This is a genomic window from bacterium, from assembly GCA_040755795.1.
Taxonomy (GTDB): domain Bacteria; phylum UBA9089; class CG2-30-40-21; order CG2-30-40-21; family SBAY01; genus JBFLXS01.
Genome location: JBFLXS010000083.1, coordinates 1 through 12,728, shown reverse-complemented (window position 1 = coordinate 12,728; position 12,728 = coordinate 1). Strand labels below are relative to the sequence as shown.

Annotated in this window: 11 protein-coding genes and 2 pseudogenes; all 13 read right to left on the bottom strand. The window is 35.1% G+C overall.

The annotated features are described in order from the left end of the window. The coding region (locus AB1414_07520) for a hypothetical protein (protein ID MEW6607289.1) at positions 1 to 217 on the bottom strand (217 nt) is incomplete at its 3' end. A gap of 333 nt (positions 218 to 550) precedes the next feature. Then, entirely contained in the window at positions 551 to 748 is a 198-nt protein-coding gene (locus tag AB1414_07515) for a hypothetical protein (GenBank protein ID MEW6607288.1), read from the bottom strand. 113 nt (positions 749 to 861) lie between these two features. Continuing rightward, positions 862 to 1,929 (bottom strand): hypothetical protein, encoded by a 1,068-nt coding sequence (locus AB1414_07510; GenBank protein MEW6607287.1) that lies wholly within the window; start codon positions 1,927 to 1,929, stop codon positions 862 to 864. After that, on the bottom strand, positions 1,904 to 3,385 hold the full coding sequence (locus tag AB1414_07505) for an NlpC/P60 family protein (protein MEW6607286.1): 1,482 nt from the start codon (positions 3,383 to 3,385) through the stop codon (positions 1,904 to 1,906). Before AB1414_07505 ends, AB1414_07510 begins: the two co-directional genes overlap by 26 nt. A 147-nt stretch (positions 3,386 to 3,532) precedes the next feature. Next, a pseudogene (locus tag AB1414_07500) lies at positions 3,533 to 3,700 on the bottom strand (family 16 glycoside hydrolase). Positions 3,701 to 3,887: 187 nt separating this feature from the next. Continuing rightward, a complete protein-coding gene (locus AB1414_07495; GenBank protein MEW6607285.1) occupies positions 3,888 to 5,060 on the bottom strand; it encodes a hypothetical protein in 1,173 nt (390 codons plus the stop codon). Between the two features lie 21 nt (positions 5,061 to 5,081). Continuing rightward, positions 5,082 to 6,611 (bottom strand): hypothetical protein, encoded by a 1,530-nt coding sequence (locus AB1414_07490; protein ID MEW6607284.1) that lies wholly within the window; start codon positions 6,609 to 6,611, stop codon positions 5,082 to 5,084. Next, complete coding sequence (locus AB1414_07485) at positions 6,612 to 6,941, bottom strand: hypothetical protein (protein ID MEW6607283.1); 330 nt, start codon at positions 6,939 to 6,941, stop codon at positions 6,612 to 6,614. A gap of 122 nt (positions 6,942 to 7,063) precedes the next feature. Continuing rightward, a complete protein-coding gene (locus AB1414_07480) occupies positions 7,064 to 7,957 on the bottom strand; it encodes a DPP IV N-terminal domain-containing protein (protein ID MEW6607282.1) in 894 nt (297 codons plus the stop codon). Between the two features lie 37 nt (positions 7,958 to 7,994). Then, on the bottom strand, positions 7,995 to 9,713 hold the full coding sequence (locus AB1414_07475) for a hypothetical protein (GenBank protein MEW6607281.1): 1,719 nt from the start codon (positions 9,711 to 9,713) through the stop codon (positions 7,995 to 7,997). Between the two features lie 147 nt (positions 9,714 to 9,860). Then, positions 9,861 to 10,028, bottom strand: a pseudogene (locus AB1414_07470) (family 16 glycoside hydrolase). Between the two features lie 187 nt (positions 10,029 to 10,215). Beyond that, positions 10,216 to 11,388, bottom strand: coding sequence for a hypothetical protein (locus tag AB1414_07465; protein MEW6607280.1), 1,173 nt, complete (start codon positions 11,386 to 11,388; stop codon positions 10,216 to 10,218). Between the two features lie 21 nt (positions 11,389 to 11,409). Further along, a partial coding sequence (locus AB1414_07460) for a hypothetical protein (protein MEW6607279.1) occupies positions 11,410 to 12,728 on the bottom strand: 1,319 nt, incomplete at its 5' end.

The window sequence follows — 12,728 nt, the reverse complement described above, 5'->3', positions numbered from 1 at the left end:
GTAATACATATTGATTCTGTTCATCTTTGACCCTAAAATTAATGTAGCGACAATCAGTGGAATGTGTTGTTTGCTCAGCTTTTATCTTTGTCTCAAAGATAAAGTCTGAATATATGCCATCTATTTTACTTCTGGCTATATCGGTGATGTTATTCTGGGTAACCATCCCTGAATTCCACTCTCCACTTAATGGTATTAATCCCGGATTTTCTTCCACCAGGGTATTATCTTTGAGATTTGTAATTCTAATATTATCGAAAGAAACTTTGGTTTTGTAGCTTCTGAGAGACTTTAGAGAGACTTTAGGGGGTCACATCTTGGACTTTAGGGGGTCACATCTTGAATTGTGAATTAGAAATAGAGTAACACCAAAGGAAGAAGTTCTTTAACCTTTCTTTCATATTGTATTCTCCAGTCCCTTGCCATAATGGTAAAAGTATATCATGAATAAATGATTTTGTCGAGTCTTAATTCACAATTCAAGATGTGACCCCTACCTTGTGCTTGACCCCTACCTTGTGCTACCTTGTGGACCCCTACCTTGTGACCCCTACCTTGAGACCTTAAGTTTTTGTGCAAACTGCCCTAACTTACCAAATTTAGCAAACTGAGCAGGGCTTAATTTAGCTAATTCACCAAACCCACCTAAGAATCCTAAGGCACCCTGTAGATAATTCCCTTTCTTGATACCCTGCACCGCCTGATACATCGTGTATAACTGACCAATGACCGGAATAAACAGCAGCACATTCTACATTCACGGTCTAACCCTAATCTCCCTCCGGTCTGATTCCTATTTTGCTTCTTTTAGTAATCGAATTTAGCGGATGGTAAAAAAAAGAAGAAGGGAACATCTAATTGTTATTCTAAAAAGGTGCATTTTACAATTCTAACTCTTTCAGGTTGAATCAAATCAGGAGAATCATCAATAATTACTACATACACATTTCCATTAATATCTACCTTTGAATCAATTCTTCCATACCACATTTCGGTAATCTCCCCTGTAATTTTCCCTTCTTCAGAGATTCGCCATACTTTATTCATTCCACCTTCTATTGGTTCTGTGCCTAATATATCCACTAATTGCTGGTATAATCTCTTTTCTCTTGGAGTATACCCTTGCCTTGGATATTTCGTACCAGACAGATAGATGTTACCTTTTTTATCCATGCCAATTATAAATGTCTCTCCACACCCATCTGGAATCGCTATTTTTTTCTTTGTCTTTATATCGTATAACCAACCACAAGGGTTATCAGCATTACCTATTATGTGTCTGTATCTTCCATGTGTTGAAAAATACACATGTCTATCAACAGATGATTTTATATACAAATCTTTTTTTACATCCCCTTTGGAATAAAATTTTAAAGGGTCTGATTTCCTGATAAGGTCATCTTCTAAATAGAAATTCCCTTTCTCATCAACAGCGAAACCGATTACATGAATTCTTTTTATTTGAAGAAGAATTTTTTTTGTAGGTCTTCCCTCCTTTGAGAATTTAACTATCTGGCGATGCTTTTCCACATATGGAAACTCTACATAGATATTTTGGTCTTTATCTACAATAAATGAAGTCCACCCTCTTATTTTTCCCTTATCTTTTCCCTTCCTCCCTATCTTCATCAGGAATCTTCCATCTGGAGCAAATTTCTTTATCCAACCATTTACTTTATCAAAGAAGTATAGATTACCTTCACTATCAACCTCAAAATCTGTAAACCACTCTCTACCGCCTTCAGAACGATAGACTACTCCTAATTGTTTATCCTTCTTTCCTATCTCAATTATAGCAATAGTAGTTGTAGTATAAGTAGAAGTATAAGCGTTATCTAAAGAGGCTACACAAGAAACGAAAAAGGATAAACACAATCCTAAAAAGCATACTACCAACTTTTTCTTAAGGTAATAGTCGTATATAGCCATAAAACTTCGGTCCCCAATTATTTTCTAATGAAGTAAATGACACATTGAATCTTTTTACCACTTCTCCTTTACTATAAGAAGCTCCAATCATATCAACCCTTCCATTTCCATAAACCTTTGTAATAATTTCTACATGTCCTTTCCAAAATACAAGGTCTCCTGCTTTTACTTCAGACCTTTCTACTTTACTTCCTTCTATCGTCTTTTTATTAACTATCGAATCATACATCTCATCTGCTGTCATGTCTTTCTTAAAGGTTTCTGGATAAAGTTTTCTAACAAGCCCAGAACAATCAATTCCTTCTTTACTCTCTCCACCAGAAACATATTTTGTCCCTACATAATCTTCAGCCGTTTTAATAGCCTCATCAACCATTTGTTGGGTATTAGTATTATTTTGATTATTAAAAATCTTATCCAGTTGTTCTGAAATCCATTTAAAAACTGCATTCCCAATCGCTCCTGCATTCATCCCACTACCGACAAATCCACCTACTCTACCATACACTGTCATAGCATTATTCAATAGTGTCGTAGGTAAATTTATACCTTCTATAATTTGACCTGCAGCATTAGCAATAAGTCCATTCTCTGTCTTTACTATTGAAGTATATGCCTTAAGAGCTTGGTTCATGGTATAATTTAATACTTGAGTAGCATCATTAACTGCGTTTACAGGTGTATTTACCACCATATCTGTAACAAAACTTCCTACTCCTTGTTTTATAGCATCTGCTATGTTTGTATTAGGATTACTTGCCGCCTGTTGAATATGAGAACCTAATAGACTTCCAGCTAATTGTATTCTCTCCTCATCTGATACCTCTTTACCGCCAAATATCTTCTCTTTACCAGTAATCATCACGCCTTTCTGGTAGTAATCGCTAATTTTATCAATATTTGCTCCTACCTTTGCAAGATATTGTAATTGAGCATCATTAAGATTAATACCTGGTAACCGAGGTAAATTAGGTAATAAGTAATTACCTCCAAACTGTAAGCCAGCTAAAAATCTATTCACTCCTTGTATCTTACGACCGCTACCATCAGTTAAGTCATTGGCAAACAAAGCAATAGAGATTGGATTAATATATTTAACAAATCTTGCTATCGTTCCTAACTGCATATTAAGACCACCAGGAAGACCAGGAATCTTTCCGCCAGCACCAAAGAAATTTAATGCCCCTTGCCAATAATCTCCCTTCTTGATAGCAGAGATTCCCTGATACATCGTATACAATTGTCCGATGACTGGAATAAAAGGCAGTACAAGATTAACTACCATCTTCCAAATGCCCTGTTTGTGCGTCTCGGAATTGTAGTAATCAATCTTTGGCACGCCATCATCAGTTGGGATATTGGCTAATTCCTTATCTGAGATAGTTTTGACTGTATTTGGGTCCAGCCCATAAGACTGCCAGATATTACTATCTCCAGCAGGAATATACTTCTTCATTCCACCCATAACAAGGTAAATCGCATTCCCAGAGCCTTTGACTAAGGTTTTGTTGGGAAAGGATATTTGGGGAAGTGGTGGACCTTCTGGGATGTCATCTAATTCTTTGTATGAAATGGTTTTTTGCAGTTCTGAAACTTTTACATCGTCAAATTGTGCCTTAGTTTTATAGGTCTGAAGGATTATACTGCCTGATTTATGAGATTCATCTCTAACAGAAGCAACTACAGTATCATTTTCATATACCTTAATCTGGTTACCACTGGCTATTATCTTATAATTTGCCCAGGTATTAAGAGGTAATGTCCTTGATACTTCAGCAAGACGAGTCCAACTTCCATTTACTACTCGGTCGGAAGGGTCGGAAGGGGGTCACATCTTGAATTGTGAATTACTCCTTGTTAATTCACAATTCAAGATCAAGATGTAACCCCTACCTCCTCCTCCCTCCTATCCTGTGTAATTGTCAAAGAGCAAAAAAGAGTGGTATTTTTACCACCTTTTATTGTTTAACAATCGGTCGCCATGAAATCCATTGCTCATCCCAATCAGGAGTATTAGTCAGATTCTTTACTTCTTTATTATTTATGTCTATAACGTAGATATCGTAGCTATCATTAAATGAAGAACCCCAAAAAGCAATTCTTTTACTATCCTGTGCCCAGACGAAAGAACTAACAGTAATTAAGTCACTAATATTTCTATTTATTTCTGTAAGTTTTATTTGATTTTTTCCATCAGGATCTATAAGATAAAGCATGCAATCTTTAGAAGTGAAAGCAATCTTTTTGCCATCCGGTGACCATGTAGGATTCCAATCATCAATAGAATTATTCGTTAGGCGTATTTTATTTTTACTATCAATATCCATTACAAAAATTTCATAATTGTCGTTACATAGTGAAATATAAACTATTTTTCTTCCATCAGGAGATAAAGAAATGTCACGGTCATTAGTAGGATCATTTACTAATTTTATTTGATTTCTCCCATCACTGTCTACCATATAAATATCAGAATTACCTTCATATTTAATGAAATCAGCATCGAATCTTTTATTACCATAATTAGGATGGGATTCAAAAATGAGTTTTTTACTATCTGGTGTCCATATGTAATTTGAATCCTCAGTAGAAGTAGTAGTTATTTTCTTCTGATTTTTTCCATCAGCATCCATTACATAAATATCTCCAGTATTCTCTATAGAAAACCACCCTAAAGAATCTTTCTTTTTACAAAGAGTATTTTTATTCCCATAAAAGGCAATTTTTTTACCATCTGGTGACCACAGAGGTCCTCCCACTTCCATAGAACCATCTGTTAAACATGTATATTTTCTATTAGTACACTTCATTACATAAATTTTACTATTCATTACATAAGTTTTACTATAAGTGTTATTATTAATTTTAGTCTCTTTAAGTTTAGTTAGTCCAAAAATAAGTTTATTACCATCTGGAGACCAATCAAAACCATATACAAATGAATCTTTTATCTTAAATAACCGCTTTTCAATATTTCTATCAACATCTTTTAAAATTATTTCAGCAGGAAATGACTGGTATTTTTTTGTCTTTACAAAGAGAATTTCCTCTTCAATAACAGATTGCTTACAACCAATAACGCTCCATATAAAGATAAAAAGTATAGATATCTTTATAATTTGTCGATTCATAGTTATAAAACTCCTTTCATTTTACTGTTTAGGTTTGACTCCTTCTACCCAGTAATCATCCCGCATAAAACTTTCAAAGTCAAACTTGACATCTGGGAAAACAAGTATTGCTCCTAAGTTACCATGAGTAAAATTATATTCGTAGTTTATGCTTCTAAGATAATTCTCTATAGACTGATTTACACTAATTTTCAGCCTATCATAGACATCAACTGGTGCATACGGGTCTTGTGCAGCTATAGCTGACATCTCATGGATAAATTCCTTTCCTTGTCGTCTCAGCAACCCCGCTACATCTGTTGGATCACCTAATAGTTTAGGATCAAATGTCCCTGGAAGACCTATTAAAGAAGCAATATTAACCCCTGCGGCAAGAGAGGGATAACCTGCTTTATTTAATGCCTCTCTAATATATGTCTCTGCTCTTGCCTGGCCTAAGTCACTGGCAATATTAATATTAGCATCATTAAGAATATTCTGTACTTCTTGAATTGCCTTGCGTATTACCTCCTTTGCCTCCAGTTGTGTATTTACTATATCACTACATACCTTCTTTAATGCATCAAAACTTGTTGTACTTACTCCTACTTGTGTTGGTGAATAATTTAACTGCCGTAAATTACCAAAGGAATTTATTAACTTCTGCCAATCTGATTCATTAAGTTTACTAATGTCATATTTAGGTTCTGGTGCTCCTTCTCCTACAACAGGGCTTGATATATTCGCTAACTCAAGTATTGCTTTAATCTCTCCCTCATGTATGGCTATTCTTATCTCTCTTTCATTCTTAAGTGCCTCGGATACCTCTTTGTTACTACCCTTATCTTTATTGATAAGCTGCATCAGTTCTTGATTTGTGGCGTTTTTAGTCGCCAGGGCTATTAATTTTGTTGCATCCGCTCCATAAGTTACCGCCAGTTGATATACATCTTCTACATTTATTTCCTTATTATTTAGCTTTTGTGCAAGGACATCTGTTGGTAACTCTCCCTTTTTATATGCTATACGCAGGTCATAATCCTTTCTGGATTCTCTTACCGCATCTCTAATCGAAGTAAATATATCACTCCCTGTTTCTCTAATGGATTTAAAGGTTTTCCCTAACTCCTGGGCAATATCTAACTTTATGTAAGCATCCTGGTCTTTGGGGATAGAGATATCCGGAGTAGGGAGATGAAGATATGAGGCAAGGTTTGAGGCGTTCTGATAGGCCTGGACAGCCATCTGAGACCATGCTTGAGTACCTTTGTATATATCCTTACCTAACTCAATCCCTTGTTCTTTAAATGCCTCTATTATATTATCTCCACTAATAGTATCTCCAATCGCCTGACCAACATACGGAGCCATTAATCTCAAGCCAAAATTTATTCTTTCTTCATCAGATAACTCTTTACCAAAAAACACCCCTTCTTTTCCAGTCGCTGCTACTCCTAATTGATAAGTTCTGGTCATGTATTCCACTGCACCAGGTTGGATGATGGTATTAGAGAAGGGTAAGTGAAGGCTCTTTAACCCCTTTGGTAGGACTTTACTAAAGTCAGTACCCATCTAGTTAATCGCTGCCATAAATCTTTGAGAACCTTGTATCTTACGACCACTACCGTCAGTTAGGTCATTACCAGTAAAGGCAATGGAGGCGTAATTGATTTTATTGATTGTATCAGCTAATGTGACGAGATTTGAGATGGTATCAAAATTATTAAGTTTATTTACCCACTTACCTAAATCTCCTAATTTATCTAATTGATCTAACTTACTCATCCCAGTTAATTTATCTATTTTGGCTAAATTCTTTAAACCACCAAGTCCACCAAGGAATCCTAAAGCACCTTGCAGGTAATTTCCATCCTTAATCGCTTGAAAGCCTTGATACATCATATACAATTGTCCGAAACTTTACACTAATTGGAGTTGTCAAAGAGCAAATAAAAAGTTAAGTTAATTCTGCTTTCGAGGTCTGACCCTGGTCTCCTCCTTGACCCTGGTCTCCTCCTAATCACCTACTCCTTAGCAATCGGTCGCCATGAGGGATTTCCATCTAGGTATTGGTTATAGGTTATTCTTTTTAGATTTTTCCCATCGGTATCAATTATGTAAATTTCATCACATCCTAATTTCGGATGGAGAAAATCAAAAACAATCTTTTTACCGTCGGGTGACCAAGAAGGATTAAGATAACCATTTTTAGAACCATTAGCTAATATTCTCTGGTTTTTACCATCAGCATCCATTATATATATCTTAAAGTTTTTAGAGCAAAAAGTAATCTTTTTACCATCTGGAGACCAAGAGGGTTCACAATCTGTATATTTATTACTTGTCAATCTTATTATATTCGTTCCATCAACATTCATTACATAGATTTCTCTATTACCATCCCGGTTGGAGCTAAAAAGAATCTTTTTACCATCTGGAGACCAGGATGGTTCATCGTCAGAAAAAGGGTTATTTGTAACTCTCTTTTGGTCTGTACCGTCAACATTCATTACATAAATTTCTCTATTACCATCCCGGTTGGAGCTAAAAAGAATCTTTTTACCATCTGGAGACCAGGATGGTTCACCATCTGAAAAAGGGTTACTTGATAAATTCTTTTGGTTCGTACCATCAGGATTCATTATATATATTTCATCATTTCCATCACGGTCGGATACAAAAATAATCTTTTCGCTATTTGGTGACCAAGAAGGATCAAAATCATTTGCTGGATTATTTGTTAATCTATATTCATTCTTACCATCATCATCTATTATATAAATGTCGGTATTACCATCACGACAAGAATTAAAAACAATTTTTTGTTTAGAAAGAGAGCTATTCTCTTTACATCCAATAGAAAGAACAAAGAATATAAAAATAATCCCTACATATTTTATAATATGAGTTATTTTCATAATACTATTCCCTTTTTTCTTCTAAAGAAATTGTTTTTTATTTTACTATAGCCTCTTTAATCCAATCTTTAATATCATTAGGCAATTCAATACCCGGTATGTGAGTTTGATACCTCATATAATATATAATATCCGCTTTAATTAAATTATTTCCTGGTAAATTATTGTTAAAGTATGAATCAGGATCTGGATAATTTGCCATTTGTGCAACTGTATATTTTCTTATCTCATCTTTATATATTCTCAACTCATTTCCAAACTGAATTCCCAGTCCTTTAAATAATTCGCCGCCATAGACTACAGGATATTTCTCTATCTTCTTTACAATAGATACTATTCCTGTTGGGTCTAATTCTAATATTGCCTTGTTTATATCTCCATTGAGCAAATGATTTATTATCTTTGCTGTTTTCCAGAAATTTTTTGTCACATCAAGATTTTTCAATACCTCATTCCCTATATCTATCGCCAGCTCTTTCCCTACCTTCGCTACATCATCCAGATTGTTGTTCAAATCATCTCTATGCCTTCTCCAATACTCCTCAAGATACTTTTCAGCTTCGTATCCCTTCACACCAAGTTTGTTATCCTTATCTAACTCCATATACCGCTCTATCTCTTTTCTTAAAGCAGAATCACTTATATCCTTAAGATTAGTTATGTTCTGCCCTGTAGTTTCAATGTTAAAGTTAGTAATTTTATCCCACATGTTTAAAATCCATTTATAAAACACATTCACTGCACTTTCTGAATTTCCAAGCACGGCAGTTGACCGCTTATAAACCTCTACCGCATCAGTAAAAGCAGTTAAAGGGAAATACTCCGTTTTTATATTAGCACTATATGCTTTGATAGCCTGATTAACTGTAGATTGCAATATATTTGCAGATATTTTGGCTGCATCCCCAATTACATTAATCGGGGTACTGACTACCATATCGGTAACAAAGTTTGCTAATCCTTTCCCCATCGCCTCGGCTATGTTTGTATTTGGGTTAGAGGCAGCTTTTTGGATATGTGCACCCAACAGATTACCCGCTAAACTTATTCTTTCTTCATCCGATACCTCTTTACCACTAAATATCTTCTCTTTTCCTGTTATCATTACTCCTTTTTGGTAGTAATCAGTTATCTTGTCAATGTTATCTCCTGTCTTCGCAAGAAATTCTAACTGACCATCATTAAGGTTGAAATTACCAGCTATCTTACCAAGACCAAACTTTGTAGTTTGTAAGCCAGCTAAAAATCTATTTACCCCCTGGATTTTCCGACCGCTACCATCAGTTAAGTCATTGGCAAAGAGGGCAATAGAGGCTTTATTGATAGTATTGATTGTATTAGCTAATGAGGTAAGTTTTGAGATAGTGTCGATATTATTTAAGTTATTCAGGTTAGCGGCTAACTTACCTAAGCTACCAAATTTAGCAAATTGAGCAGGATTTAATTTAGCTAATTGACCCAGCCCACCTAAGAATCCTAAGGCACCCTGTAGATAATTTCCCTCTTTAATCCCTCTTATGCCTTGGTAAATAGTATAGAGTTGTCCGATGACAGGAATAAACGGCAAAACAACTTGAGCCAATGCCTTCCAGATGCCTTGTTTATGTGTCTCGGAATTATAGTAATCAACCTTTGGCACGCCATCGTCAGTAGGGATATTGGCTAATTCCTTATCTGAGATAGTTTTGACTGTATTTGGGTCCAGCCCATAAGACTGCCAGATATTACTATCTCCAGCAGGAATATACTTCTTCATTCCACCCATAACAAGGTAAATCGCATTCCCAGAGCCTTTGACTAAGGTTTTGTTGGGAAAGGATATTTGGGGAAGTGGTGGACCTTCTGGGATGTCATCTAATTCTTTGTATGAAATGGTTTTTTGCAGTTCTGAAACTTTTACATCGTCAAATTGTGCCTTAGTTTTATAGGTCTGAAGGATTATACTGCCTGATTTATGAGATTCATCTCTAACAGAAGCAACTACAGTATCATTTTCATATACCTTAATCTGGTTACCACTGGCTATTATCTTATAATTTGCCCAGGTATTAAGAGGTAATGTCCTTGATACTTCAGCAAGACGAGTCCAACTTCCATTTACTACTCGGTCGGAAGGGTCGGAAGGGGGTCACATCTTGAATTGTGAATTACTCCTTGTTAATTCACAATTCAAGATCAAGATGTAACCCCTACCTCCTCCTCCCTCCTATCCTGTGTAATTGTCAAAGAGCAAAAAAGAGTGGTATTTTTACCACCTTTTATTGTTTAACAATCGGTCGCCATGAAATCCATTGCTCATCCCAATCAGGAGTATTAGTCAGATTCTTTACTTCTTTATTATTTATGTCTATAACGTAGATATCGTAGCTATCATTAAATGAAGAACCCCAAAAAGCAATTCTTTTACTATCCTGTGCCCAGACGAAAGAACTAACAGTAATTAAGTCACTAATATTTCTATTTATTTCTGTAAGTTTTATTTGATTTTTTCCATCAGGATCTATAAGATAAAGCATGCAATCTTTAGAAGTGAAAGCAATCTTTTTGCCATCCGGTGACCATGTAGGATTCCAATCATCAATAGAATTATTCGTTAGGCGTATTTTATTTTTACTATCAATATCCATTACAAAAATTTCATAATTGTCGTTACATAGTGAAATATAAACTATTTTTCTTCCATCAGGAGATAAAGAAATGTCACGGTCATTAGTAGGATCATTTACTAATTTTATTTGATTTCTCCCATCACTGTCTACCATATAAATATCAGAATTACCTTCATATTTAATGAAATCAGCATCGAATCTTTTATTACCATAATTAGGATGGGATTCAAAAATGAGTTTTTTACTATCTGGTGTCCATATGTAATTTGAATCCTCAGTAGAAGTAGTAGTTATTTTCTTCTGATTTTTTCCATCAGCATCCATTACATAAATATCTCCAGTATTCTCTATAGAAAACCACCCTAAAGAATCTTTCTTTTTACAAAGAGTATTTTTATTCCCATAAAAGGCAATTTTTTTACCATCTGGTGACCACAGAGGTCCTCCCACTTCCATAGAACCATCTGTTAAACATGTATATTTTCTATTAGTACACTTCATTACATAAATTTTACTATTCATTACATAAGTTTTACTATAAGTGTTATTATTAATTTTAGTCTCTTTAAGTTTAGTTAGTCCAAAAATAAGTTTATTACCATCTGGAGACCAATCAAAACCATATACAAATGAATCTTTTATCTTAAATAACCGCTTTTCAATATTTCTATCAACATCTTTTAAAATTATTTCAGCAGGAAATGACTGGTATTTTTTTGTCTTTACAAAGAGAATTTCCTCTTCAATAACAGATTGCTTACAACCAATAACGCTCCATATAAAGATAAAAAGTATAGATATCTTTATAATTTGTCGATTCATAGTTATAAAACTCCTTTCATTTTACTGTTTAGGTTTGACTCCTTCTACCCAGTAATCATCCCGCATAAAACTTTCAAAGTCAAACTTGACATCTGGGAAAACAAGTATTGCTCCTAAGTTACCATGAGTAAAATTATATTCGTAGTTTATGCTTCTAAGATAATTCTCTATAGACTGATTTACACTAATTTTCAGCCTATCATAGACATCAACTGGTGCATACGGGTCTTGTGCAGCTATAGCTGACATCTCATGGATAAATTCCTTTCCTTGTCGTCTCAGCAACCCCGCTACATCTGTTGGATCACCTAATAGTTTAGGATCAAATGTCCCTGGAAGACCTATTAAAGAAGCAATATTAACCCCTGCGGCAAGAGAGGGATAACCTGCTTTATTTAATGCCTCTCTAATATATGTCTCTGCTCTTGCCTGGCCTAAGTCACTGGCAATATTAATATTAGCATCATTAAGAATATTCTGTACTTCTTGAATTGCCTTGCGTATTACCTCCTTTGCCTCCAGTTGTGTATTTACTATATCACTACATACCTTCTTTAATGCATCAAAACTTGTTGTACTTACTCCTACTTGTGTTGGTGAATAATTTAACTGCCGTAAATTACCAAAGGAATTTATTAACTTCTGCCAATCTGATTCATTAAGTTTACTAATGTCATATTTAGGTTCTGGTGCTCCTTCTCCTACAACAGGGCTTGATATATTCGCTAACTCAAGTATTGCTTTAATCTCTCCCTCATGTATGGCTATTCTTATCTCTCTTTCATTCTTAAGTGCCTCGGATACCTCTTTGTTACTACCCTTATCTTTATTGATAAGCTGCATCAGTTCTTGATTTGTGGCGTTTTTAGTCGCCAGGGCTATTAATTTTGTTGCATCCGCTCCATAAGTTACCGCCAGTTGATATACATCTTCTACATTTATTTCCTTATTATTTAGCTTTTGTGCAAGGACATCTGTTGGTAACTCTCCCTTTTTATATGCTATACGCAGGTCATAATCCTTTCTGGATTCTCTTACCGCATCTCTAATCGAAGTAAATATATCACTCCCTGTTTCTCTAATGGATTTAAAGGTTTTCCCTAACTCCTGGGCAATATCTAACTTTATGTAAGCATCCTGGTCTTTGGGGATAGAGATATCCGGAGTAGGGAGATGAAGATATGAGGCAAGGTTTGAGGCGTTCTGATAGGCCTGGACAGCCATCTGAGACCATGCTTGAGTACCTTTGTATATATCCTTACCTAACTCAATCCCTTGTTCTTTAAATGCCTCTATTATATTATCTCCACTAATAGTATCTCCAATCGCCTGACCAACAT